This window comes from Candidatus Eisenbacteria bacterium (genome assembly GCA_005893275.1).
Lineage (GTDB): Bacteria > Eisenbacteria > RBG-16-71-46 > SZUA-252 > SZUA-252 > WS-7.
Map to the genome: position 1 here is coordinate 95903 of VBOW01000020.1, position 24906 is coordinate 120808.

At 68.9% G+C, this 24906-nt stretch carries 21 protein-coding genes; 20 read left to right on the plus strand and 1 reads right to left on the minus strand.

Annotation, left to right across the window (positions count from 1 at the left end):
• The first annotated feature begins 10 nt into the window (after positions 1-10).
• From E6K76_04290 to ftsZ, 20 genes are all read left to right on the plus strand, one after another.
• On the plus strand, positions 11-1948 hold the full coding sequence (locus tag E6K76_04290; protein TMQ59716.1) for a glycosyltransferase: 1938 nt from the start codon (positions 11-13) through the stop codon (positions 1946-1948).
• Entirely contained in the window at positions 1945-4185 is a 2241-nt protein-coding gene (locus E6K76_04295) for a hypothetical protein (protein TMQ59717.1), read from the plus strand. The genes E6K76_04290 and E6K76_04295 overlap by 4 nt, the downstream gene beginning before the upstream one ends.
• Complete coding sequence (locus tag E6K76_04300; GenBank protein TMQ59718.1) at positions 4182-5156, plus strand: GNAT family N-acetyltransferase; 975 nt, start codon at positions 4182-4184, stop codon at positions 5154-5156. Before E6K76_04295 ends, E6K76_04300 begins: the two co-directional genes overlap by 4 nt.
• Positions 5157-5163: 7 nt before the next feature.
• Positions 5164-6246, plus strand: a complete 1083-nt coding sequence (locus tag E6K76_04305) for a glycosyltransferase family 4 protein (GenBank protein TMQ59719.1) — start codon at positions 5164-5166, stop codon at positions 6244-6246.
• Positions 6033-7586, plus strand: a complete 1554-nt coding sequence (locus E6K76_04310; protein TMQ59720.1) for a glycosyltransferase family 4 protein — start codon at positions 6033-6035, stop codon at positions 7584-7586. The genes E6K76_04305 and E6K76_04310 overlap by 214 nt, the downstream gene beginning before the upstream one ends.
• A 193-nt stretch (positions 7587-7779) precedes the next feature.
• On the plus strand, positions 7780-8220 hold the full coding sequence (mraZ, locus tag E6K76_04315) for a division/cell wall cluster transcriptional repressor MraZ (GenBank protein ID TMQ59721.1): 441 nt from the start codon (positions 7780-7782) through the stop codon (positions 8218-8220).
• Positions 8217-8675 carry a hypothetical protein gene (locus E6K76_04320; GenBank protein ID TMQ59722.1) on the plus strand — a complete coding sequence of 153 codons (459 nt, stop codon included), beginning with the start codon at positions 8217-8219 and terminating at the stop codon, positions 8673-8675. Before mraZ ends, E6K76_04320 begins: the two co-directional genes overlap by 4 nt.
• 22 nt (positions 8676-8697) lie before the next feature.
• Positions 8698-9612, plus strand: coding sequence for a 16S rRNA (cytosine(1402)-N(4))-methyltransferase RsmH (rsmH, locus tag E6K76_04325; GenBank protein TMQ59723.1), 915 nt, complete (start codon positions 8698-8700; stop codon positions 9610-9612).
• The gene (locus E6K76_04330; GenBank protein ID TMQ59724.1) at positions 9609-10169 is read left to right on the plus strand and encodes a hypothetical protein; all 561 of its coding nucleotides are present in this window, start codon (positions 9609-9611) and stop codon (positions 10167-10169) included. The genes rsmH and E6K76_04330 overlap by 4 nt, the downstream gene beginning before the upstream one ends.
• Positions 10166-12247: a PASTA domain-containing protein gene (locus E6K76_04335; protein TMQ59725.1), complete on the plus strand. Its 2082-nt coding sequence runs from the start codon at positions 10166-10168 to the stop codon at positions 12245-12247. The genes E6K76_04330 and E6K76_04335 overlap by 4 nt, the downstream gene beginning before the upstream one ends.
• Positions 12244-13737: a UDP-N-acetylmuramoyl-L-alanyl-D-glutamate--2,6-diaminopimelate ligase gene (locus E6K76_04340; protein TMQ59726.1), complete on the plus strand. Its 1494-nt coding sequence runs from the start codon at positions 12244-12246 to the stop codon at positions 13735-13737. The genes E6K76_04335 and E6K76_04340 overlap by 4 nt, the downstream gene beginning before the upstream one ends.
• Entirely contained in the window at positions 13725-15182 is a 1458-nt protein-coding gene (gene murF / locus E6K76_04345) for a UDP-N-acetylmuramoyl-tripeptide--D-alanyl-D-alanine ligase (protein TMQ59727.1), read from the plus strand. Before E6K76_04340 ends, murF begins: the two co-directional genes overlap by 13 nt.
• Before the next feature lies 1 nt (position 15183).
• Positions 15184-16272, plus strand: a complete 1089-nt coding sequence (locus E6K76_04350; protein TMQ59728.1) for a phospho-N-acetylmuramoyl-pentapeptide-transferase — start codon at positions 15184-15186, stop codon at positions 16270-16272.
• On the plus strand, positions 16269-17657 hold the full coding sequence (murD, locus tag E6K76_04355) for a UDP-N-acetylmuramoyl-L-alanine--D-glutamate ligase (protein ID TMQ59729.1): 1389 nt from the start codon (positions 16269-16271) through the stop codon (positions 17655-17657). The genes E6K76_04350 and murD overlap by 4 nt, the downstream gene beginning before the upstream one ends.
• Positions 17654-18829 (plus strand): putative lipid II flippase FtsW, encoded by a 1176-nt coding sequence (gene ftsW / locus E6K76_04360; protein TMQ59730.1) that lies wholly within the window; start codon positions 17654-17656, stop codon positions 18827-18829. The genes murD and ftsW overlap by 4 nt, the downstream gene beginning before the upstream one ends.
• On the plus strand, positions 18735-19955 hold the full coding sequence (gene murG / locus E6K76_04365) for an undecaprenyldiphospho-muramoylpentapeptide beta-N-acetylglucosaminyltransferase (protein ID TMQ59731.1): 1221 nt from the start codon (positions 18735-18737) through the stop codon (positions 19953-19955). The genes ftsW and murG overlap by 95 nt, the downstream gene beginning before the upstream one ends.
• 6 nt (positions 19956-19961) lie before the next feature.
• On the plus strand, positions 19962-21365 hold the full coding sequence (locus E6K76_04370; protein TMQ59732.1) for a UDP-N-acetylmuramate--L-alanine ligase: 1404 nt from the start codon (positions 19962-19964) through the stop codon (positions 21363-21365).
• Complete coding sequence (locus E6K76_04375) at positions 21362-22195, plus strand: FtsQ-type POTRA domain-containing protein (protein TMQ59733.1); 834 nt, start codon at positions 21362-21364, stop codon at positions 22193-22195. The genes E6K76_04370 and E6K76_04375 overlap by 4 nt, the downstream gene beginning before the upstream one ends.
• A gap of 12 nt (positions 22196-22207) precedes the next feature.
• Positions 22208-23437: a cell division protein FtsA gene (ftsA, locus tag E6K76_04380; GenBank protein TMQ59734.1), complete on the plus strand. Its 1230-nt coding sequence runs from the start codon at positions 22208-22210 to the stop codon at positions 23435-23437.
• Positions 23438-23464: 27 nt separating this feature from the next.
• A complete protein-coding gene (gene ftsZ, locus E6K76_04385; protein TMQ59735.1) occupies positions 23465-24697 on the plus strand; it encodes a cell division protein FtsZ in 1233 nt (410 codons plus the stop codon).
• 50 nt (positions 24698-24747) lie between these two features.
• Here the strand turns inward: ftsZ and E6K76_04390 are convergent.
• Positions 24748-24906, minus strand: a 159-nt coding sequence (locus tag E6K76_04390) for a hypothetical protein (protein TMQ59736.1), incomplete at its 5' end; no start/stop codon positions are given.

The following is a 24906-nucleotide window of genomic DNA, read 5'->3' on the forward strand; positions in this document are numbered from 1 at the left end:
GGACCGCCCCATGCACCTCTCCCTGATCGTCATCCACTATCACACCCGCGCGGCGCTCGGACGCCTGCTCCAATCGCTCCGCGAGGCGCCTCCCGAGCCGCTCCGCGAGGTTCTCATCGTGAACAACTCCGGAGAGCCGATCGAAGATCTGGTGGAGGGGGTGCCGGCGAGAATCCTCGTCCCCGGACGAAATCTCGGCTACGCGCGCGGCGTGAACGAGGGGATCCGGGCGGCCCGGGAGGAGGCCGTCCTGATCCTGAACCCGGACATCCAGGTCCTGCCGGGCTCCATCGAAGCGCTGGTCCGGTGCGCCGGAGAGCACCCCCGGGCCGGAATCCTCGCCCCCAGGCTCCTGAACCCGGACGGAACGCTTCAGCTTTCCGCCCGCCGATTCTACAATTGGAGGACCCTCCTCTTGAGACGGGCGCCGCTCGGGCCGTACGCGGCCCGGAGCCGCACGCTCCGGAACCACCTCATGGCCGACTGGGACCACGCGGAAACCCGCGCCGTCGACTGGGTTCTGGGAGCGGCGATGCTCGCGCCAAAGCGCGCGGTGCGGGACGTGGGGCTGATGGATGAGCGTTACTTTCTTTACTTCGAAGACGTGGATTGGTGCCAGCGAATGTGGCGCCACGGGTACGAGGTTCTCTACTGTGCCGACGCCTCGATGGTGCACGAGTACACCCGCGGGAGCGCCCAGCTCCGCGCGCGCTCGATCCGCGCGCACGCGGCCGGGCTGCTCCGCTTCGCCGAGAAGTGGAGCGCCGTCCTCTACGCCGTGAGCCAGAATCGCAAGCGCCTTCTCGCTCTGGCGACCCTGGCGACAGACGTCCTGTCGGCGGCTCTCGCCTTCCTCGGCGCCTACGCCATTCGGGCTTCGCTCGCGCCGGTCTTCGCCAAGCCGATCTACCCGCTGCCGAGCTACGGCGGGCTTCTCTTTTTCACGGTGGCCGTCACGTTGGCCGCGCTCACCGCCAACGGGCTCTACCGCCGGTCCACGTTCCTGGACGCGATCGAGCGCGCGTTCTCGATCGGGCAAGCGGTGATCCAAGCGGTTCTCTTCCTGATGGCGGCGACCTTTCTGTTCCAAACCCCGCGGTACTCGCGCGTGCTGGTGCTTCTCCTGGCCCCGCTTCTCTACGGGGCCCTCCTCGCAACGAGGACTCTGGTCGGACGGCTGGGCGCCGGAGCGCGCCGGCAGGGCTTTGCCTTTCGCCGGGTGCTCGTCGTGGGGTCGGGGAGCGAAGCCGAGCGGGCCCGCGAGGCGCTGGAGGAAACGCGCGGCGAGGGATTCGAGCCGCTGAAGACCGCGGCGCCCGCCGAGCCCGGCGAGCCGCCGGAGGCCGCCGCCGCGAGGCTCAAGACGCTCGTCGAGAGCGAGCGGATCCAGATCGTCTGCGTGGTGCCGCAGCCGGACGAGGTGCCGTACCTGCTCGCCGCCGCGACGGCGTTGCGCGACTCGGGCGCGGCGGTCTACTGGGCGGGCTCGGTGGCCCAGCTCGCCGCCGAAGAGAGCCTCGGCTCGCTCGGACGGCTGCGCGCGGTGCTGCTCCATTCCCCGAGCCGGGGCCTCTCGCTCCGGGTGAGGAAACGCGCGAGCGATCTTTTGCTCTCGATTTTCGTCGCTCCGTTTCGCTGGGGTGCGCTGCGGGCGTATCTCGCCGGGCGCGGCGAGCGCTACGGTCCCGCCGAAGCCTGGGGGCGGGTCTGGTCGGGACGACTGAGCTGGGTCGGCCGGAGCGCCTACGAAGCGGACCGGTGGGCCGGCGTCCCCGGCTGGGCGAGGCTCGCGCTCGAGTCGGTCCGCCCCGGCGTCGTGACGCCGCCGGACGGGGCTTCCGGCGATCCCATGGCCAAGGTGGCGGCCGAGCTCGCCTACCTGTCGCGCTTCTCGCTCGCCGAGGACCTGCGTGTGTTTCTCCGGGCCACGAGGGGAACCATCCTTTGAGGTGGATCCTGTCTCTCCTTTCCGGACGGGCCCCGGGGATGGCGCTCGCGCTCGCGGCGATAGCCTCCTGCTGCCTCGGCGAAGCCGCGTCGGCCGCATCCAGGACATCGCTCTTCGTGAGGAATTACGTCAACTCGAACGAGATCCAGAGCCTGACGGCGTGGAAGGGGCTCCTCGCCATGGGGACCCTCGGGGGGATCGTGACGATCGATCCCGCGACCGGCGCCGCGACGAAAATCCTCCGCTCGCCGGGAGGGCTCCCCTCGAACCGCGTTCTCTCGATCGAAGTTTCCCCTTCGGGCGCGCTGTGGGCCGGGACCGCCGAGTCTGGTATCGCCCGGCTCCGGCCCGACGGGAGGTTTCGCCGCACGCTCAGCTCCTTCGACGGTCTCCCCGGCGACCGCGTCCAGACGATCTATGTCCGCGGGGATACGGTATGGGTCGGCACGAGCGCGGGGGTGGCGCTCTTCACCGAGAACCCGTCGACCGGACAGATCGGACTGACGCGCGCCTACACCAACGCGAGCACGTCGGGCGCGCTCGTCGGCGACGACGTGCGGGCATTCATCCAAGTCGGGGACACGCTCTGGTGCGCGACGATGTCGGGGCTCTCGAGCTTCGCCGGCGGCGCGTGGCTCGACCGCACGGCGACGCTTTCGTCCCCGGCGACGTCCTTCGCGTTGTACGCGGACACGCTCTGGGCCGGCACGTCGCTGGGCCCCTATCAATACGCCGGAGGCGTCTTCCGGGCGGCGAACAGCGGCCACGGGTTCCCGAGCCAAGTTCTGTACACGGCCGGAGGGAGCCTCTTCTCGGGGGCCACGACCCTCGGAGCCTACGAGTACGACCCGCAGACCGCCTCGTGGGGCTCCCTCAACACCGGGCTTCCAAGCCTGCGGGTGACCTCCTTTCGCGTAGGCCCCGATGGGAGGCTCTGGGTGGGCACCCTCGGCGGCACCGCGCGGCTCCTCCTGCCCACGACAGCCGCATGGGAGCCTCATCTCTCCGACGGGCCGCTCGTCAACGGAACGCAGCGCGCCGCGGTGGATCCGCGCGGAGTCTGGTTCTCGACCGGCAACGCCTTCCCGCCCGGCTCAGGACGCGGCGTCGTGCTCCATTTCGACGGGGCGTCGTGGAACGCGCTCACGAACGCCTCGACCGGCGGCGCGCTGCAGGAGGCCGACGTCTTCGCGATCTTCTACGATGGCTCCTCGAAGCTCTGGATTGGCCATTGCTGCTCGGACGGGAGCCCGCGTCCACGCGTGGATCGGTATGATCCGGGAACCGGGACCTGGGACCTGCCCGCGGTGCACAACATATGGGCCATCGACCGGTCGCCCTCCGGTAGGGTCTACGCCGTGAGCGTGGAGCACGAGAACGGAGTCTACGAGCTCGACGCGGGGACAGGAGCCCTCCTCGACTCCCTCACCCCTATGAACTCGGGTCTCACGAGCAATAACCTCCGGGGGGTGCGCTTCGACTCCGCGGGGAGGGCATGGTTCGGAACGGCCTTCAACGGCGTCGATATCTGGGACGGCCGAGGAACTCCGGATCACTCGGACGATGTCTGGACCCATGTGACCGTGCAGCCCAGCGACCAGGTGTCCTCGCTCGCCGTGCTCGATCCCCAGACAGCCTGGATCGGCACACAGGGAGGGGCGGGCCGGATCCACAACGGGGTCTTCACCCGCGTCCTGACCTTGGCCCCCTCGTTCGGCGGTCCCGGGCTTCCCAGCGTGCAGGTGAACGATCTCACCCTCGACTCCAAGGGGAGCGTGTGGATCGCGACGTCGGGAGGTCTGGCGCGGGCGGACGCGGCCGGGGCGGGCGCGATCGAGGTGTTCACGTCGCGGGACGGCTTGGTCGATGACGATATCCGCGCGCTCGCTTGGGATGACGCCCGAGGGGCGCTCTGGGTGGGAACGGCCCATGGGGTCTCCCGCGTCGTTCCCACGACGGGAGGAGAGCCGGGCCTCACCGATCAGAGTTACCTCTATCCGAACCCCTCGCGCGCGATCCTCGGAACCCTGAAGGTGGGCGGCATCCGAAACGCGATCGACGGAGAGATCCGCGACCTAGCGGGAAACGTGATCCACCGTTTCCGATGCGATCCCGCCGCGAACGAGATCTGGGATTTGAGGAAGCGGGACGGCGGCCTCGCCCCGCCCGGTGTCTATCTCGTCGTGCTTCGGGACAAGAGCCAATCGCGAATCCTGCGCGTCGCGGTGGTGCGGTGAAGCTCAAATCGCGGGTCGCCTGTCTGTCCCCGCCCGACCGCGCGGCGTGGGACGGCCTCGTCGCGAGCGCTCCCGAGGCGACGGTGTTCCATACCTCGGCGTGGGCGGAGCTCTGGGTGGCGGAGTGGCGCGGATCGCGGTGGGTCGCCCTCGTCCTCGAGGACGAGAAAGGATACGCCGGCGGGGTTCCCGCCATCGTCCGGAACCGGGGCATCGGCCGGGCCGTTTTCTCGATGCCTTTCGGCACCTACGGCGGGCCGCTCGTGCGCGCGGACCATCCCGACCCTGCGTCCGTGCGGCGCGAGCTGCTCGGGTCCTTCGCGCAGCTCGCCGGAGGGAGTTGGACGCTGCGCTCGGAGCTGACCTGGTATCGGGGGAACCGGGCCGAGATCCCGGCGCGGCTTCCGGCCGTCGAGCGAATCACGCACGTGCTTAAGCTGGAGCGCGATTTCGAGGCTTTGGCCCAAGGGTTCGCGCCGCCCACCCGCCGCCTCGTCAGGCAAGCCGCCGAGAGCGGCCTCACGATCCGCTCCGCGGCCGACGAATCGGACGTGCGCGCGTACTACGATATGGCGGTGGAAACCGTTCGTCGCCGCGGCGGCGAAGCGAAGCCCTACTCCCTCTACGAGCGGATCTATCGTTCCTTCGGGCCCGAAGGGCTCGCCCGGTATCACCTGGTCCACCACGGCGAGACGCCGGTCGCCGGGAGCCTTCACCTGTTCCACCAGGGGGTCGCCATGAACTGGCTCACCGTCTCCTCCGAGGCGAGCTGGCCCCTGCGTCCCAACAACTTCCTTATCGCTGGAATCTTGGTGACCCTGTGCGACGCCGGATACCTCGAGTACGACTTGGGCGGCTCTCCCTCCGACGCCGCCGGCCTGATCCGCTTCAAGGAGGGCTGGGGCGCGACACCGCGGCCGCTCGTCGTGGCCGGGCGGCGGAGCTCGGCGCACCGGAAGCTCCGGGGGTAGCGCGGCCGTGCGCATCCTCCTTCTCGCGCATGGGCCTTCGGTCCACACCCGCCGCTGGGCCTCGGCGCTTCGGGAGCGCGGGCACGACATGCTCCTCCTGACCGCCCACGAATGCGCCGACCCGGGGATCCCCGCGCGGGTGGTCGGCAGCCCCTGGCCCGTGAAGGCTCTCCGCTACTGGAGCGCTCTCGGCGCGGTGCGGCGGGAGATGCGGGCCTTTCGGCCCGACGTGACCGTGGCGCATTTTCTGCCGAACTACGGGTTCCTCGCGGCGCTCGCGCAAGCCCACCCGTGGCTGCTCGTCTGCTGGGGCTCCGATCTCCTCACGAACGCGCGCCTCTCGCCGCTCCACCGGGCGCGCGCCCGCTACGTTCTGCGCCGCGCGGGGCTCATCCACGTGGACGCGGCGGTGCTCGCCGAGGCCGCCGTCGCGCTGGGCGCGCCTCCGGCGCGGGTTTGGACGAGACCCTGGGGTGTGGACGCCGGCGCGTTCGGGCCCGCGGGCGAATTCCGCGCCGCGCGGAACGGGGCCCGGACCATCCGCCTTCTTTGGACCCGCCAGCTCGAGCCGGTTTACGACCCGGAGACCTTCGTTCGCGCGCTCGGCATCCTCAAGCGGCGCGGCCTCCCGTTCCACGCGACCATGGCGGGGGAGGGGTCGCTCCGCGCGTCGGTCGAGGCGCGGATTCGGGCCGAGGATGTCGCGCGCCATGTCGTGCTCGAAGGATTCGTCGGTCCGGACCGGCTCCGGGCGCTCCACCGCGAAGGAGACTTCTACGTCTCGCTCGCGCGCTCCGACTCGACCTCCCAGTCCCTCCTCGAGGCCATGGCCGCGGGCTTGCTCCCGATCGTGAGCGACATCGCGGGAAATCGCGAGTGGGTGACGCACCGCCGCGTGGGCTACCTGGTTCCGGTGGGCGATCCCGAGGCCCTCGCGTGCGCGATCGCCGAGGCGTCGCGGGACCCGGAGGCGGTTACCTATCGCGCCCGCGCCCGTGCTGCGGTGAGCGCGCGCGCGCGCTTTGCGGATACGCTCGAGCAGCTCGAGGCAAAGCTCGCGGCGCTCGCTCGATCGGGGAGCGCGCGCTGAGACGGGTCCTTCTTCTCGCCTATTTCTTTCCACCGCTGGGAGGCGGGGGGTGCCAGCGCACGCTCAAGCTGGTGCGCTACCTGGAGCCTCTCGGATGGTGCTCTTCGGTCGTCACCACCCGGAATCGCGACTACTGGATCCTCGACCCGAGCCTCCTCCCCGAGATCCCCGCGGGCGCGGAGGTGATCCGGGTCGGAGGGCTCACGGCCCTGGGCGTCCTCCGACTCTTGACGCACGCGGGCGTCCCCGTCCATGAGCCGCAAGGCTCCCGTCGCCCCGCCTCGTTCCGGGCGCTACGCGCGCTCCAGCGCTGGGTCTTCCTCCCGGACGGATATCGCGGGTGGGCGGACGCCGCCCGCCGCGCCGCGGACGCGCGCATCCGAGCCGGCGGCATCGACGCGCTCTGGACGACATCCTCTCCCGAGAGCGCGCACGTGGCGGGGCTCTCGCTCAAGCGGACGCACGGCGTGCCCTGGGTGGCGGACTTTCGCGATCCCTGGGTGGGGCGCGTTACCTATCGGCCTCCGACGCCCTGGCACGACGCGAGGAATCGCGCCCTGGAGCGCCGCGTGGTTCGGGAAGCGGACCGGGTCACGCTCGTGAGCGAAGCGATGGTGGCGCTCTATCGGGAGCGATACCGCGAGGTCGACCCTTCGCGTTTCATTTTTTTGCCCAATGGGTTCGATTCCGATGATTGGCGTCGCGCGGCGCGCGCGGCGCAGGAGGAGGACCGGATCGCCGGCGGCTTGCGGGAGCCTCGACGATTCGTGCTTCTCCACGCCGGGCAGCTCGCCCACCGCCCGACGGTGCGAACCCTCCTCGGCGCGGCGCGGCGCGTGCTCGAGCGCGATCCCGGCGCCCGCGATGATCTGCGGATCCGGTTCATCGGCGGGAACGAAGAGCTGAGCGCACGCGATCGGAAGCGATACGGCTTGGGCGAGGTGCTCGAGCTTCACCCCTCGCAGCCGCACGTGGAGGCGCTCGTATCGATGCGGCGCGCGGGTGCGCTCCTGCTGCTGGGGCATGGCGGGGCAGCGGACTCGCTCCTCTACACGGGGAAGATCTACGAGTACCTGAGCAGCGGTCGTCCCGTGCTCGGGATCCTCGATGCAGGCCCCGGTGCGGCTCTGATCCGCGGCTCGAACGCCGGGGCCGTGATCCCGCCCGGGGACGAGGAGGGGGCGGCGAGGACGATCCTCGAGTGGCTTCGCGATTGGCGCGGCGGGGCCGACCTCTCCACCCACCTCCAGGAGGAATCCCTTTCCGTATGGGAGCGGCGGAACATGGTGTCAGACGCCGCGGAGATTCTCTCCGAAATTCTACCCATCCGCCCCCACTAAGCCTTTCTCGACCCACCCGGCCCTACTCGCCCAACTCTATATTTTTCAACGAAATAAAAATTTTGCCCTGTCCATGAAATCGGCTTGACACCTTTTTCCTACAGGCTGTAGGATGCCGCCGTGGTGATTTGTGGGGAATAGTGGGAATCCGAACTGCCACGGGGGCCAGCCCGATGGCGGATAGGGACGGTGGATGGCGACGTTTCGGGGGAGCTACCGGCATTCGATCGACCACAAGGGTCGGATCAGCATCCCCGCGCGGTTTCGCCGCCTCCTCTCCGGCGAGGCCTCCGACACCTTCATCATCCTCCGGGGCCTCGAAACGTGCGCGGCACTCTATCCGCTCGATGAATGGCGGCGGATGGAGGAACGCCTCCGCGGCCGCTCCTTTCACGACGAAACCAATCGCCGCTTCCTGCGGATCATGTCGCTGGATCTGAACGAAGGAACCCTCGACGCCCAAGGACGGGTCGCGATCCCTCCTCGGCTTCTCGCCCATGCGCAGCTCAAGCGGGAGGCCATGGTGAACGGCGTCGTGGACCACATCGAGATCTGGGATCCGGCGCGCTTCGAGGAATACCTCCAAAGCTCGAACCGAAGCTACGAGGACATGGCCGGGGAGCTGCTCCTGTGATCACGGCTCAAGGGGCTGCGCGCCTTCCGTTCGCATTTGACCGTCCGGTTCTCCAGTGGGACGTACGCCGCGGGGCGGGGGCGCTCGTCGTGCGGCTATTCGGGAGCCTGGGAGAACGGGAGCTCAGGCAGATCGCCGAGGCGATATCGGACCGGGGCCGTTCGCCGCGCGACCTCGTCTGCCTCGAATTCGAGCAGGTCACCCATCTTGACTATCGCGCGCTCGCCGAGTTCACGCGCGCGCTCGCCCGGCAAGGAAACCGAGGCGCGAATGTGTGCCTCGCGGGCCTGAGCGCCTATCTCAAGGGCTTGTTCGACGTAGCGGGGCTGGGACCTACCCTGCGCCGCCTGGAGTGGATGCCGGTGGAGGAGGCCGTAGCGCCGCACCGCGAGCCGCCGGGGTTTGCGAGCACGACGATGCAATTCCCTGGTGGCCGCCGCGAAATTCGGTCGTAAGCGGGAGAATCAGAGGAGCTGAATGCCGGGTCACGTCCCGGTTCTCAAGGAGGAGGCCGTCCAGTTGCTCCTGACAGATCCGAACGGGACCTACGTGGATGCGACTTTGGGGGGCGGCGGTCACGCTGCCGCAATTCTCGAGTCGCTAGGGGTGGATGGGAGGCTGGTGGGTTTGGATTGTGACCCGGCTGTACTTGATAACGCGCGCGCCAATCCGCCCGCGCCGGAACCCCGGTTCGTGGCGGGGCGCGCGCGCTTTTCCCAGATCGGGCCCGCGCTTCGCGGTCTGGGGATCGGCCAGGTCGACGGAATCCTGGCCGATCTCGGGATTTCCTCGCTGCAGCTCGACGACCCGCGCCGCGGGCTTTCCCACGCCGCCTCGGGTCCGCTCGACATGCGCCTGGATCCGTCGCTGCCATGGAGCGCCGACGCGCTGCTCCGCGCGAGCGACGACGACGAGCTCACGCGCGTGCTGGCGGAGCTGGGCGAGGTGCCGCGACCGCGCGCCGCTCTACGTGCGATCCGCCGCGCGCTCGCGGTCGAGAATCCCCTCACCGCCGAGACGCTCCGTAAGGCCCTCGAGCCGCTCTACCCCGGGCCCGCGCGACCGCGGCGCCTTTCCCAGGTGTTTCAGGCTCTGCGGATCGCCGTGAACCGCGAGCTCGAAGAATTGGAATCGCTCCTTCAGGAAGCCACGCAAGTTTTGCGGCCGGGCGGGACGCTATGTGTCATCGCGTATCACTCGCTCGAAGACCGTATTGTCAAAAATGCGTTCCGCCCGCCGCGTCCATATGATCCGAGGGAACCCATGGCCGAGACGCCCTGGGTTCCACTGACCAGAAAACCCATCCGTCCCTCCGACGAGGAGCGCCGCCGGAATCCCCGCGCCCGCAGCGCGCGGCTTCGCGCGGCGCGACTCAAGGCGGAGGCGGCGTGAGCCCCGCGACGCGCGCCTCAAGGCGCCCCCGCGCCGGACCTTCGCCGGGGCGGCGCTCGCGGGTCGAGCCCGGGTATGCCGACGACGCGCCGGATGAAGGGCGCGAGCTCCACGGACCGTATCTGCGATCGTTCCGGGCCCAGCCCAAGCGGCGCGTAAGCCCGCGCATGATCGCGTTCCTCCTGCTCGCCGCGGCTCTCCTCTTCTTGAAAGTCTGGGAGCGCACGGTCTCGAACTCGCTCTCGATGGAGCGCGACCGGCTGGCCCGGGAGGTGCGGACGCTCGTGAATCGAATCCGGATCACGCACGATCTCGAGGAGCAGGCCGCGTTCCGTACCGGAATCGACCCCGTCAGCCTGGGCCAGCTCGGCTTCCAGAACCCCGAGCCGGCCCGGGTCGTCGACGTCGATATCGTGGAGCCCCGCGGTCGCCACCGAGCGCGGGTCGGCTTGGCGGCGAGGCTTCTCGGATCGGTGCGGCGGGCGCTGCCGGCCTCCTTGACCGAGCGCGTCGTGGGGTTGCCCGCGGCCCCCGTGGAAGCCGGGGTAACCCGATGAGCCCTCTCCATCTCCGGCGTCTCAAGCTCCTGGCGGTTCTGGGGCTCCTCTTTTACGGCGCGATTCTGGCCCGCCTCGTTTCGATCCAGGTCTTCGGTCACGGCAAGCTGGATCGGGAGGCTCGGGGGCAACAGACCTCGCGCGTCATCCTCGAGCCCGAGCGCGGCCGCATCTACGACCGCCACCTTCTCCCGCTCGCCGACAACGTGGACGTGAGCCAGATCTCGGTCCGTCCCGCCGAGGTGAGGAACGTCTCGGCGGCCCAGCGCTTCATACGCGCCGCGGTGGGCCCGCGCGGCCTGGACCGGCTCCGGAAAGGACGCCGCAGCGCCTATATCCGCATCACCTCCCAGGTTACGCCGGAGCAGGAGATCGCCCTCAGGAAATCGGCGCTGCCCGCCGGGGTACAAGTGGAGGATGTCCCCGCGCGAGTCTACCCGCTGGATGAGCTGGCACGCCCCGTCGTGGGGGTGGTGGGTGTGGACGGGGTAGGGCTCGAGGGAATCGAGCGCGTGTTCGATCGGGAGCTACGCGGCGTGAGCGGGTGGGCTACTCTCTTCAGGGACGGGCGCGGGCTCGAGCACCAGCTCCCGCAGAGCATGGTGAAGGTGCCCGAGGCGGGATTGAGCCTCGTGACGACGATCGATCGGGATGCGCAATCGGTCCTCGTCATGGAGTTGAAGCGTGCGGTGGCCCGAACCGGCGCGCGGGCCGGAATGGCGGTGTTTGCCGATCCGCACACCGGCGACATCTTCGCGATGGCGACCGTGGACGGCGCGAACCCGCCGGAGGGCTCGCCGGGACGGAACCGGGTCATCGCGGACCAGTACGAGCCCGGCTCGACGTTCAAGCTGCTCGTCGGATGCGCGGCGCTCGAGGAGCATGTCCTGACACCGGAGGATTCGTTTTTCGTAAGCCACGGCCAGGTGGATCTGGGTGGGTTCACGATGCATGACGCGCATCCGGAGACGCGCTGGTACACCGTGCGCGAGGCGACGGCGCTCTCGAGCAACGTGTGCTACGCGCAGATCGGGACGAAAGTCGGAGCGAGCACGCTCTATCGCTACGCCCGGCTGTTCGGCTTCGGCCAGCCAACGCGGATCCAGCTTCCGGGGGAAACGTCGGGGCAGATCCGCAACCCGTCCCGGTGGTCGGCCCGCTCCCTTGCGACGATCTCCATCGGCCAGGAGGTGACCGCGACGCCGCTCCAGATGCTCATGGCCTACTGCGCGGTGGCGAACGGCGGCATCCTCTTCAGGCCGAGAATCGCCTCGGCGCTCGTGAACGAGGTCGGCGAGCCTGTGCGGCTCTACCCGGTGGAGCGCGTGCGCCGGGTGATCTCCCCGGAGACATCGGAGACGTTCCGCTCCTTCCTTCGGGACGCGGTCACCATGGGCACCGCGAAGGACGCCTCGCTTCCATGGTGCGAGGTCGCCGGCAAGACCGGGACGGCTCAAAAATCGGATGAGCGCGGGCGCGGATACGGGCAGGGGCGTTACGTGTCGTCGTTCGTGGGAATGGCTCCGGCGCGTAATCCGCAGATCGTGGGCCTCATCGTTCTGGACGAGCCGCGCGGCGCATACTACGGCGGCACCGTTGCGGCGCCCGTCTTCCGCGACATCGTCGCGACCTGGGCCACGCTGGGCAAGGGCCCGGTCCGGCTCCCGGCGCAGACACTCCTCACCGCGGCCAAGCGGAAGGAGCCCGCGGTCCGCGTGCCGGACGTAAGGCTCATGGCGGCCGAGCAGGCCCGGTTCGTTCTCCGCTCCGCGGGGATGGATTGCGCCGTCGAGGGAAACGGGGCGCGCGTGGCGGTCCAGTCGCCGGAGCCGGGTGCGAACGCGCGGTCGGGCGAAGTAGTCCGGATCGTCCTCTCGACCGACCCCGCGCCGGACCTGGGATTTCCCGATCTCCGTGGCCTCTCCCTGCGCGACGCTCTGGTCCGCGTGAGCGCGCTCTCGATTCGCGTCGCGGACGTCTCCGGGAGCGGACAGGTCGTGGAGCAGGATCCACCCCCGGGCACGGCGATCAAGACCGGCCAATCCTGCGCGATCCGGTGCGCGCCCCGGAGCTTGTGATCGGGATCGCCGTGCTGCGAACCGATGCGCTCCCGGGGCTCTTGGGCGCCTCGGAGACGACCGGAGCGCTTCGGGGTGAGTGGGAGATGGTCCGCTACGACTCGCGCGAGGTGAACCCGCGCGATCTCTTTGTCGCGGTCCCGGGTCTCAGGCACGACGGCCACGCGTACGTCGAGGCGGCGGCCCGGAGCGGCGCTTCGGCGGCGGTCGTCGAGCGCTTCGTTCCGGAGGCCGACCTCCCACAAGTTCTCGTCGCGGACACGCGCCGGGCCCTCGCGATCCTGGCGGGGGAGGAAACCGGGCACCCTTCACGCGAGATGGTGCTCGCGGGGGTGACCGGCACCAACGGAAAGACGACCACCGCGCATCTGATCCGGGCGGTGTTCGAGGAGGCGGGGCACCGCGCCGGATTCATCGGCACGGTCGGGTACGAATTCGAGGGCCGGCGCGAGTCGGCGCCCCATACCACGCCCGAAGCGCCCGATCTCATGCGCATGCTTCGGGCCTGGCGGGCGCGAGGCGCGACGGCCGTCGCGATGGAGGTCTCATCGCACGCGCTCGCTCTCGAGCGAACGTACGGCGTGGCGTTCGATGTCGGCGTCTTCACGAACCTGACGCAGGATCATCTCGATTTTCATGGAACGCTGGAATCCTACCGCGAGGCGAAAGCCCGGCTCTTCCACGCCGAGGCGAGAGGGGACCGGACGAAGCGATTCTCGGGCGCCGTCAACGTGGACGATCCCGCCGGCCTTTGGATCCGGGCCCGCGCCGACTGTCCCATCGTCGGATTCGGGATGGGCGCTCAAGCCGACATCCGGGCCGAGGACGTGCGCTCGGGATCGGACGGCACGCAGCTTCGGATTCGGGAGCGGCGCGAAAGCGCCCGAGTCTCCCTGCGCCTTCGAGGGGCGTTCAACGCCATGAACGCGCTTGCAGCGTTCGCGGCCGGGCGCGCGCTCGAAATTCCTACCGCCACGATCGTCGCGGGTCTCGAGCGGCTCGCGTCGGTGCCGGGGCGGCTCGAGCCGGTGGACGAAGGACAACCGTTCCAGGTGCTCGTGGATTATGCCCATACGCCGGACGCGCTGGCCCGGGCCCTCGGCGCCGTGCGTGAGTTCGGCCCGCGGAGGCTTCTCTGCGTCTTCGGATGCGGAGGAGACCGTGACAAGGGCAAACGCCCGCTGATGGGGGCCGCCGCGGTGAGGCTCGCGGATCAGGTCATCCTCACCTCGGATAACCCCCGGGGCGAGGATCCGGCCTCGATCCTGCGCGAAATCGAAGCGGGGGTCGGCGGGGCCGCCAACGTTCGGACGATCGAGGACCGGGCCTCGGCCATCGCGGCCGCGATCGACGCGTGCGCTCCCGGCGACGCGCTCTTGATCGCGGGGAAAGGACACGAGACCTACCAGATCATCGGCGCCCGGACGCTTCCTTTCGATGATCGGGAGGTAGCGCGGGCGGCGCTCCGTCACCGAGGATTCGGACGTTGAATCTAACCCCGAGCCCCTGGCTCACGCTCGAGGACGTGATCCGCGTGACCTGGGGGCGGCTTGCCCACACCATCGAAGAGCGACACGCTTCCGTGACCTTCGCCGCATGCTCGATCGACACCCGGTCGCTCTCGGGCGGCGAGCTCTTCGTTCCGCTCCCGGGGACGCGCGCCGACGGTCATGACTTCGTGGCCTCGGCGCTCGACGGGAAGGCGGCGGGGAGCCTGGTCTCGGACGCGTGGCCGCGGGACGCCGGCTGGGCCAGGTCCGGGAAGCCGGTCATCGTGGTTCGGGATCCGCTCCGGGCGCTTCAGGCTCTGGGACGCCACTGCCGCGTGAGATCGGGCATTCCCGTGACCGCGGTCACCGGCTCGAACGGAAAAACGACTACGAAGGAGATGATCGCCGCGGTGCTCGGCGCGCGCTACCGGGTGCACAGGAATCGTGGAAATTTGAACAACCACATCGGGGTCCCGTTGACGCTCACCCGACTCAGGCCGGAGCACGAGATGCTCGTGATCGAGATGGGAATGAGCGCGCGCGGCGAGATCCGCGAGCTGGCGCTCCTCTCGCTTCCGAACGTCGGCGTCCTGACGAACGCCGCGCCGGCACACCTCGCCTCGCTTCGCACGGTCGAGGAGGTGGCGCGGGCGAAGAGCGAGCTCGCGGAGGCGCTGCCCCGGGACGGATTCCTGGTCCTGAATGCGGACGACGAGCGTCTCTGGAGCATGAACCGGGGCCGGCCGGTCCCCCAAAAAAGCTACGCCCTCGAAAATCGCGCGGCGGATCTCGTCCCGGCGCGGATCTCGCTCAGCGCGCAGGGGGGCGCGTCTTTCGCGCTGACGGACGGGACGGAGTTCCGCCTGATGCTTCTGGGGCGGCACAACGTGCGAAACGCGCTCGGGGCCATCCTCGTGGGGGATCATTTCGGCATCCTGCGCGCGCAGGCGGCCGAGGCCCTGAGCGGGCTCCGTCCGGAGCGCCACCGTCTCGAGCTTCTCGAGTCGGGCGGGGTCTTCGTGCTCGACGATGCGTACAACGCGAACCCTGCGTCGATGCGCGAGGCCCTCCGGCTCCTGGCCGCGATCGAGACCCGAGGGGAGCGCCGGGCCGTGCTGGGGGACATGCTGGAGCTGGGTCCCGATTCGGAGCGCTTCCACGAGGAGGCCGGCCGCGAGGTGCCGCGCGGCGCATGGCTCTACGTCGCGGGAGAGCACGCCGGCGCGGTGGAGCGCGGCGCGCGCGCGGCGGGGGTGGAGGCCGCGCGGATCAGACAGTTTGCGGCCGTGCCCGAAATGGCGGCGGCCGTCGAGAAGGACGCGCGGCCCGGGGATCTGATTCTGGTGAAGGGCTCGCGAGGGATGCGGCTCGAGCAGGTGGTGGACCGACTGGTACCTGGACGGAAGGACACGTTCGATCCCTTGCACGCCGCGGGGAGGAACTAGGATGTTCTATCACTTCCTCTATCCGCTGCACGAGCAATTCCCGGCGCTGAACGTCTTTCGGTACATCACCTTCCGCTCCGCCTACGCGGCCGCGACGGCGCTCCTCCTCGCGTTCATGCTCGGCCCTCCGGTGATCCGGAGGCTCCGGGCGCTCAAGATCGGCCAGCAGGTGCGGGACGACGGCCCCCGGAGTCACCTCCCGAAGTCCGGGACGCCCACGATGGGAGGGGTCCTGCTCGTGATCGCCATCGTGATCCCGACGCTCCTCTGGGGGAACCTCGAGAACAGGAACGTCTGGATCGCGCTGCTCGCGACCCTGTGGATGGGTTTGGTGGGCTTCATCGATGATTACCTTCGCGTCGTCAAACGCATGCGGAAGGGGCTCCTGGGACGCTACAAGCTGGCTGGGCAGATGGTGCTCGGGATCGCCGTGTTCTCGGCGGTCTATTTCTATCCCGGCCATGGCGTCCTGGATCCGGCCGAAACGAACGTGCCGTTCCTGAAACGCACGGTGGTGGACTTCGGCTGGCTCTATCTTCCGTTCGTCATCCTCGTCGTCACCGGCGCCTCGAACGCGGTGAATCTGGCGGACGGGCTCGACGGGCTGGCCGCGGGCATGACGACCTTCGCCGCCCTCGCCCTGGGCGGGATGTGCTATGTCACGGGCCACGTGAAATTCTCCCAGTACCTTCAGATTCCCTATTTCCAGGGTGCCGGGGAGCTCACCGTCTTCTGCTCCGCGGTGGTCGGCGCCACGCTGGGATTCCTATGGTGGAACTGCCATCCCGCGGACGTCTTCATGGGCGACACCGGGTCGCTCTCCCTGGGGGCGGCTCTCGGCACGGTGGCCGTCCTGATCAAGCGTGAGTTTCTCCTCGCCATCGTCGGCGCCGTGTTCGTCGCCGAAGCGCTCTCGGTCATGGCGCAGGTGCTGTCGTTCAAGATTTCCGGGAAGCGGATCCTCAAGATGGCGCCCCTTCATCACCATTTCGAGCTCGGCGGGTGGGCGGAGCCGCGCGTGGTGGTTCGGTTTTGGATCGCGGCGGCTCTCGCGGCGCTTCTGGGATTGAGCACGCTCAAACTGCAATGACGAAACCGGTCCGGGCTTGGTTCGAGGGGTCGCGGGTGCTGGTGGTGGGGCTCGCGCGGAGCGGGTACGCAGCCGCGAAACTGCTCGTGCGCCACGGTTGCAACGTTCGCGGCGTGGACCGGAGGCATGCCGAGGATCTGGGGGCCGTGGCCCAGGAGCTTCGGGATCTCGGCGCGGAGCTCCACTTCGGCTCGATGAATCCGTCGGAGCTCCATGACCGGGACCTGGTGGTCGTGAGCCCGGGTGTGCCGCTCGATCTACCGCTCTTCACCGAGGCCGAGCGACGCGGCATTCCGATCGCGGCGGAGGTGGAGCTCGGGTTCGGGGTCGCGCGGGCTCCGATCGTCGCGGTAACCGGTACGAACGGGAAGAGCACGACGGTGGAGCTTCTGGGCGCGGTCGGAAAGGCCGCGGGGAGGAAAACGGAGGTGCTCGGCAATATCGGCACGGCGCTGTCGGAACGGGCGGAGTCGGTTCCGGCGGACGGGCTCCTGGTCGTGGAGATCTCGAGCTTCCAGCTCGAGGCCTGCACGCGGTTCCATCCCAAGGTCGGAGTGCTGCTCAACGTGACGCCGGATCATTTGGACCGCCACCGGAACATGGAGCATTACGCCGGCCTCAAGGGGCGTCTCTTCGAATTTCAAAACGAGGAGGAATTCCGCGTTCAGCCCCTCGGCGACGCGAGGATCGAACTATTGCTTCGCCCGATGAAGTCGCGGCCGCTCTGGTTCGGATTCGCCGACCCGACGGGGGACGGGGTGTGGCTCGAGGGAGGCTCGCTCCGCTTCCGCTTCGAGGGACGGGCGGGGAGTCTCATCCGCCGCGAGGAAGCGGCTCTGCCCGGCCCTCACAACACCGAGAACATGGCGGCGGCCGCGGCGGCGGCTCTCGCCGTCGGCATCTCCGAGCGCGCGATCGCCAAGGCCTTTCGCGAATTTCGCGGGCTGCCGCACCGGCTCACCCTGGTCGCGGAAATCGACGGAGTCCGCTACGTGAACGATTCCAAGGCCACCAACGTCGACGCGCTCCGGCGGGCGCTCGAATCCTTCTCTCCGCCCGTGACGCTCATCGCCGGCGGGAGGGACAAGGACGGGGATTTCGCCGCGATCCGCGCGCTCGTCATGGAGCGCGTGCGCCACGCCGTCTACGTGGGCGAAGCGGCTTCGAAGCTCGAGCAATCGTGGCCGGACGTCCCGCACGAGAGGACCCCCACGCTCGAGGACGCCGTGCACGCGGCGCGTGCCCGCACGCCCCAGGGGGGTGTGGTGCTTCTCTCGCCCGGTTGCGCGAGCTATGACATGTTCCGGAATTTCGAAGAACGGGGCGCCCGTTTCGAGGCCGCGGTCCTCGAGATGAAGCGCTCGTTGGCGAAGGCGCGCCGATGAGCACCGCGATCGCGGCGCCCCGCAGGCTGGACTGGGCCGTCCTTCTTCCTGTGGTCGGCCTGCTTGCCCTCGGGCTCGTCATGGTCTATTCCTCGAGCGCGGTTCTCGGCGCGGACCGCTACCACTCGCAGTTTTTCTTCCTGAAGCGGCAGGCGGTGCGGCTCCTGCTCGGGCTCGTCGTGATGCTCTTTCTCGCGCGACTCGACTACCATCGCCTGGTCGCGCTCTCCCCCTGGGCCCTCGCGGGAAGCGTGGTGCTCCTCGCGGCGCTCGTCGTCCTCGGGGGCGCGGGGGTGCGCGGGGCGAACCGGTGGCTCTCGGTGGCGGAGTTCACGCTCCAGCCCACCGAGGTCGCGCGGTGCGTGTGCGTGATCTACCTCGCGAAGCTCCTCGACCGAAAAGGAGATCGAATCCGCTCGTTCCGGGACGGAGTGTTTCCCGCCGCGGCGGTTCTCGGCGGCATCGCTGTCCTGATCTTGAAGCAGCCCAATCTCGGAAGCACCATCGCGCTCCTCACGACGGGCTTCCTCATGCTGCACCTCGCGGGAGCCCGGCCGAGGCATCTGGGGCTCCTCGTCGGCGCCGGGGTGTTTCTGGCCCTGATCCAGGTCCTGCGCCATCCGTACATGATGGACCGCGTGCAGGGGTGGCTTTCGCATTGGGCGACGGGGTCGGTCGACGCGCAAGGGAAGAGCTGGCAGCTCCACCAATCCATCGTCGCGCTCGGGTCGGGAGGGATCCTCGGAGAAGGCCCTGGCCGGGGGATGCAGAAGTTCTTCTTTCTCCCCGATCCGCACACCGATTTCATTTACGCCGTGATCGGCGAGGAGCTCGGCCTGGTGGGCACGGCGTCGGTGCTCGTCGCGTACGTCGTCCTCTTCCTCCGCGGCCTTAGGATCGCCGGTCGCGCCCCGGACCGTTTGGGATTCCTGCTCGCGGCCGGCCTGACCGTGAGCCTCGCCGTCTACGTCGGCATCAACATCTCGGTTGTGACCGGGATCATCCCGACAACCGGATTGCCGCTTCCGTTCCTGAGCTATGGAGGATCGGCGTTGGTCGTGAACTTGGGGGTGGTGGGTGTCCTACTCAACGTCGCAAGCCAAATGCAAACCGGCATTCGAACCGGCCCGGTCAGCGGACCGGTCGCTCGGAAGCGCCCGGGTGGCCGATAGCGCCGGGGCGATTCGCGTGCTGATCGCGGCCGGTGGAACCGGCGGACATCTCTATCCGGGCCTTGCCATCGCGGAGGAGTGGATGCGGACGCATCCCGATTCGAACGTGGTGTTCGTCGGCACGGCCCGCGGGCCGGAGGCTCAGGCGGTGCCCCGCGCCGGTTTCGAGCTGAGGACGATCTCGGCGCGGGGGTTCCCGCGCCGTCCCGGTTTGGCCTGGTTTCGCGCGACGTTTGGGCTCCTGAGGGCCTTGGGGCAGTCGTTCCGGCTGATCGTCGAGCTGAAGCCGCACGTGGTCCTGGGAACCGGGAGCTACGTGAGCGCCCCGGTGCTCTTGATCGCGAGGCTCTTCGGAATCCCGGTGATCATTCAGGAGCAGAACTCGATTCCGGGCGCCACCAACCGCTGGCTGAATCTGATCGCGACCGAAGTGCACATCAGCTTCGTGGAGTCCCGGGGATATTTTCGCCGGAAGAACAACCTCCGCGTCTCGGGCAATCCGATCCGCAGGTCCCTTCTCCGGCAGGACAGGCAGACCGCGTACGAGGCCTTCAGTTTGGATCCCGAGAAGCGGACGCTCTTCGTGTTCGGCGGGAGCCGCGGCGCGCAAAGCATCAACCGGGCGGTCCAGGGCGCGCTCGAGCGCCTGAAGCACCTCACACAACTCCAAGTGATCTGGCAGACGGGATCCGAGGACTTCGAGGCGATCGAGCCTCGCTTCCGGAATTTTCCGCTGCGGGTGCGTGTCTTCCCGTATCTCGAGGCGATCGAGAAGGCGTACGCGGTCGCCGATATCGCGATATGCCGCGCGGGCGCCATGACGATCGCCGAGCTCGCCGCCTGCGGCGTCCCCGCCATCCTCGTGCCCTACCCGTACGCGACGCGGGACCATCAGACGCATAACGCGCGCGGGCTCCTGGACCGCGACGCCGCCGAGGTCATCGCGGACAAGGACTTGAGTCCCGAGATCCTCGCCGGCAAGGTCGAGGCTCTCCTTCGCGACGAGGCGCGGCTTCGCCGTCTGTCGAGGAACGCGCGGGCGTTCGCGCGGGTCGACGCCGCCCAGCGTATCGCGCGTTCCATGGAGCAGCTCGTCCATGCGAGCCCGATCCCGCGTGAGGGCTGAGATCGCATGTACGGAAGGATTCGCAGGATTCACCTCGTGGGAATCGGCGGGAGCGGAATGAGCGGGATCGCGGAGGTGCTCTTGAATCTGGGCTACCAGGTGTCGGGATCCGACGTGAAGGAATCCGAGCCGGTGGCGCGGCTCCGCTCGCTCGGCGCGCGCGTCTTCATCGGACATCGCGCCGAACAGGTGGAGGTGGCCGACGTGGTCGTGGTCTCGACGGCGATCGCGGAGGCGAATCCCGAGATTCTCCGCGCGCACGAGCGCGGCGTCCCGGTCATCCCGCGCGCGGAGATGCTCGCCGAGCTGATGCGGATCAAGTACTCGTTGGCCGTCGCCGGGGCGCACGGAAAGACGACGACCACGTCGATGGTGGGGGAGATCCTTGCACACGGCGGGCTCGACCCGACCGTGATCGTCGGGGGCCGGGTCCGGGCCGTGGGCGCAAACGCTCGGCTCGGACAAGGGCCGTTCCTCGTCGCGGAAGCCGACGAGAGCGACGGGAGCTTCCTCCTCCTCACCCCCACCATCGCCGTCGTGACGAACATCGACGCCGAGCACCTCGATTACTACAAAGACTTGGCCCACGTGCAGGAGACCTTCCTCGATTTCGTGAACCGCGTTCCCTTTTACGGAACCGTCGTCCTGCCCCACGACGACCCCAACGCGGCGCCCCTCCGGCCGCGGGTGAAGCGCCGTCTGCTCACCTATGGCTTCTCGGAGGGCGCGGACTTCCGAGGCTCCGAGCTCCATGTCGACGCGCGGGGCGTTCGCTTCCGGCTGAACGCCCGCGGACGCGACGAGGGGCTGTTCGAGCTTCGGGTCTCCGGCAAGCACAACGCCCGGAACGCCCTCGCCGCGATCGTCGCGGGTTGGGAGCTGGGAATCCCCATTCCTAAGATCCGCGAGGCGATGTCCGAGTTCGCGGGCGTGAGCCGGAGGCTCGAGATCCGCGGGGAGGTGCGGGGCGCGCTCTGGGTGGACGACTACGGCCACCACCCGACCGAAATCGAAGCCGCGATCCAGGCGCTCCGCGAAACCTACGGGCGGAGGATCGTCGCCGTCTTCCAGCCGCATCGTTTCACCCGCACGAAGGCGTTGCGCGACCGATTCGCGACCTGCTTCGCGGGGGTATCCGAGCTCGTGCTTCTGCCCATCTACCCCGCCGGAGAGAGGGCGATCCCGGGCATCGCCTCCGAGATTCTGGCGGAAGGAATCCGGGCGAACGGCACGGCGACCGTGCGGATGGCGGCGGATTTCGGCCAGGCCGCGAAGATCGCCCGCGAGATGCTGCGCGAAGGGGACCTCCTGGTCACGATCGGAGCCGGGGATGTCTACCGCGTCGGCGAGCTGGCGCGGGGAGGCCCCGGCGTGAGCGCGCAGCGTGCCCGGAGCGGAGGGGCCGCGTGAGGGCGGGTTGCCGCACGACGGCCAGGCTCAAGCTCCCCGAGCGGCGCCGGCGGAATCGAAGGATCGCTGTCTCCGCGGTCCTCCTGATCCTGGCGCTGTGGGGACTCACGAAGCTCGCGCGTCCCGCGGCGACCGTGCTCGGGAAGCTGCCCCTGTTCCAAGCGGGGCGCGTCGAGGTGACGGGCCTTTTCTATCTCACGCGGGATGAAATCCGGCCGTCGATCCCGGTGAGCGACGGAGAGAGCCTTTTCGAGGTGCGGCCGGCCGAGATTGTCCGCGCGTTGACGCGAAATCCCAGAATCGAGAGCGCCTCGGTGCTGTTTCTTCCGGCCGCGGTTCGCGTTTCGGTTCGCGAGCGCAGACCGTTCGTGCTCGTGAACGCGGGAGGCCTCCTCGAGGTGGACTCCACCGGGACGATCCTGCCCCCGCTCGCGCGAGGGTTGATCGCCGATCGCCCCGTGGTGACCGGACTCCCGATTGCGGCCCGGCCGCCGGGCACCCGCGTGACCGTGCCGCGATTCGACGACGTCCTCCGCGTCGTGTCGCTTCTCGAGTCGCCGGACGTTGGGCTCCTGCCCGAGATCTCCGAGATCGTCGCGAACGATCCCCGGTGGTTCGTCCTGCGGACCTCCCGGGATCAGATCCCAATCCTGATCGATCCGAAAGGGCTGACGCCGCGTTGCATGAGGGCCCTGGCGGCGACGCTCCGCGATTTGCGGGATCGCGATCGGCGGGTGTTGGGTCTGGACGCCCGATATCGGGGCCAGGTGATCGTCCGGTGCGCACCCGACAGCTTGGGCGAAGCCCCGGCGGTGCGGGACAAGGTGTAACGGAGGGGTCTGATGGCGGAAGCGAGAATCTACGCTGGGCTGGACATCGGCACGACGAAGATCACCGCCATTGTCGCGGAGCCCGAAGAGGATGGGGAAGGGATCCGCATCGTGGGCGTGGGCACCGCGCCCTCGGACGGGCTCAAGCGCGGCGTGGTCGTGAACTTGGAGAAGACGACCCGGTCGATTCAGTACGCGGTTCAGGAAGCGGAACGCATGTCGGGTCGGACGATCCGCAGCGTGTTCACCGGGATCGCGGGGGACCACATTCGGGGGATCAACAGCCGCGGGGTGATCGCGGTGTCGCGCAAGGACGCGGAGATCCGGCCGCACGACTTGGAACGCGTGATCGAAGCGGCCAAGGCCGTCGCGATTCCCGCCGACCGGGAAATCCTCCATGTCCTTCCCCAGGAGTTCATCGTCGACGACCAGGACGGCATCCGCGACCCGGTCGGGATGTCGGGCGTACGGCTCGAGGCGGAGGTCCACATCATCACGGGAGCCGCGTCCGCGTGCCGCAACGTCATCCGCGCGGCGGAACGAGCCGGGCTCCAGGTGGAGGAGCTGGTGCTGGAGCCGCTCGCTTCGGCGGACGCGGTCCTGACCCAGGACGAGCGCGACCTGGGCGTCGCGCTCATGGATATCGGGGGAGGGACCACCGACCTTGCGATCTTCTATGAGGGGAGCGTCCGCCACACGGCGGTGATCGGCCTCGGGGGCGCCAACGTGACCAACGACCTCGCGATCGGCCTCAGAACGCCGGTCGAGCGCGCCGAGCAGCTCAAGCTTCAGAGCGGGTGCGCGCTCACGTCCATGGTGAGCCCCAAGGAAGTGGTCCAGGTGCCGAGCGTGGGCGGGAGGATGGACCGCGAGGTGTCGCGCCACATGCTCGCCATGATGATCGAGCCGCGGATCGAGGAGATCTTCGAGCTGGGCAAGAAGGAGATCCGGACGAACCACATTGCCGATCTGCTCGGCGCCGGCCTCGTGCTCACAGGCGGCGCGTCGTCGCTCATGGGCATGCCGGAGCTCGCGGAGCAGGTCTTCGACCTGCCGGTTCGCCGCGGCTTTCCGATGGGGATCACGGGATTGACGGAGGCGGTGTGCGATCCACGATATGCGACAGGCGTGGGCCTTGCGATCCACGCCCATTTGACGGATGCGCGGCCGCACACGGCCGAGCGGGGGGTGTTCGGCCGTATCTCATTCGGGTTGAAGCGGTGGATCGAGGAGCTGGTCTAATCCAGCGGAGGAGGGAGGAATCGAGCGATGCTTGAATTGATCGATGATGGGAAGGCGGCGGTGTTGGGTGCCTCGATCAAGGTGATCGGAGTCGGCGGAGCGGGTGGGAACGCCGTCAATCGGATGATCCAGGCCGGACTGCAAGGGGTGGAGTTCATCGCGGCGAACACCGACGCCCAGGTATTGGACCAATCGCTCAGCCCGAGGAAGCTTCAGCTCGGAGCCGGGATCACGAAGGGGCTCGGCTCGGGAGCGAATCCCAACGTCGGCCGGGAGGCGGCGGAGGAGGACGAATCGCAGATCGCGGAGGCGCTCGAGGGAGCCGATATGGTCTTCGTGACCGCCGGCATGGGCGGCGGAACGGGGACGGGTGCGGCGCCGGTGGTCGCCCGCATCGCGCGCACGCAGGGCGCCCTCACGGTCGCGGTGGTGACCCGGCCCTTCGAGTTCGAGGGCCGGCGCAGAATGCAGCTCGCGGACGACGGTTTGCGGGAGCTTCGGGAACGGGTCGACACGCTGATCGTCATTCCGAACCAAAGGCTTCTCACGATCGTCGACCGCACGACGCCGCTCAAGGAAGCCTTCCGGGTGGCGGACCAGGTGCTGCATCACGCGACGAAGGGAATCTCGGATCTCATCACGGTTCCCGGTCTCGTGAACCTGGACTTCGCGGACGTGAAGACCGTGATGGTCGAGCGTGGGAACGCGCTCATGGGCGCGGGACACGCGACCGGTCCGAACCGCGCTTACGAAGCCGCCCAGTCGGCGGTTTCCAGCCCGCTTCTCGATGACGTGTCGATCTGCGGGGCCGAGGCGCTCCTCGTGAACGTGACGGGTGGGGAGTCGATGACGCTCCACGAGATCAACGAAGCGGTCACGGTGGTGGTCGACGCCGCCGGGCATGATGCGAACGTGATCTTCGGCGCGGTCATCGACGAGCACATGGGGGACGGGCTCTCGATCACGGTGATCGCCACGGGATTCGGAAAAGGCGAGGCGAGGCAGAAGCCGCTGGCCATGCCGGCGCCCCACGCCCCGACGCCTCGGATCTACGAGATGGACCCCCGCGAGCGCGCCGCGAGGCCGGTCACGGTTCGGCCCTCGCTCGAAGATCCCGCGCCTGAGGAGGAAAGTGTGGTGGCCGGTTCACGCCCCGGCTATCGGATGTCGCCCGGATCGCCGCGGCGACCCTTCGGCGGCAGGGCGATCACGCGGGACAACATGGACGTCCCGGCCTTCATGCGGAAGCAGATGGACTGAAGCCCGCTCGGCGCGGGCCCTGGATCCATAAGGAAGCGGCGCGTTCGGGCTCAGGCCGTTCGGACGCGCTGAGCCTCCTTGGCGCGCATTCCCTTCTGGACGGCGCCGGAGCGGATGCAGCGTGTACAGACCCGGAGCTTGCGCGGCTTCCCCTCGATCACCGCGCGCACGGTCTGCAGATTCACTTCCCAGCGGCGCTTGGTCACGTT

Coding starts and splice junctions, on each gene's coding strand:
- murD (TMQ59729.1), top strand. CDS start 16,269: ATGACGAAACCGGTCCGGGCTTGGTTCGAGGGGTCGCGGGTGCTGGTG.
- rsmH (TMQ59723.1), top strand. CDS start 8,698: ATGCCGGGTCACGTCCCGGTTCTCAAGGAGGAGGCCGTCCAGTTGCTC.
- E6K76_04350 (TMQ59728.1), top strand. CDS start 15,184: ATGTTCTATCACTTCCTCTATCCGCTGCACGAGCAATTCCCGGCGCTG.
- ftsW (TMQ59730.1), top strand. CDS start 17,654: ATGAGCACCGCGATCGCGGCGCCCCGCAGGCTGGACTGGGCCGTCCTT.
- E6K76_04290 (TMQ59716.1), top strand. CDS start 11: ATGCACCTCTCCCTGATCGTCATCCACTATCACACCCGCGCGGCGCTC.
- E6K76_04335 (TMQ59725.1), top strand. CDS start 10,166: ATGAGCCCTCTCCATCTCCGGCGTCTCAAGCTCCTGGCGGTTCTGGGG.
- mraZ (TMQ59721.1), top strand. CDS start 7,780: ATGGCGACGTTTCGGGGGAGCTACCGGCATTCGATCGACCACAAGGGT.
- E6K76_04370 (TMQ59732.1), top strand. CDS start 19,962: ATGTACGGAAGGATTCGCAGGATTCACCTCGTGGGAATCGGCGGGAGC.
- ftsA (TMQ59734.1), top strand. CDS start 22,208: ATGGCGGAAGCGAGAATCTACGCTGGGCTGGACATCGGCACGACGAAG.
- ftsZ (TMQ59735.1), top strand. CDS start 23,465: ATGCTTGAATTGATCGATGATGGGAAGGCGGCGGTGTTGGGTGCCTCG.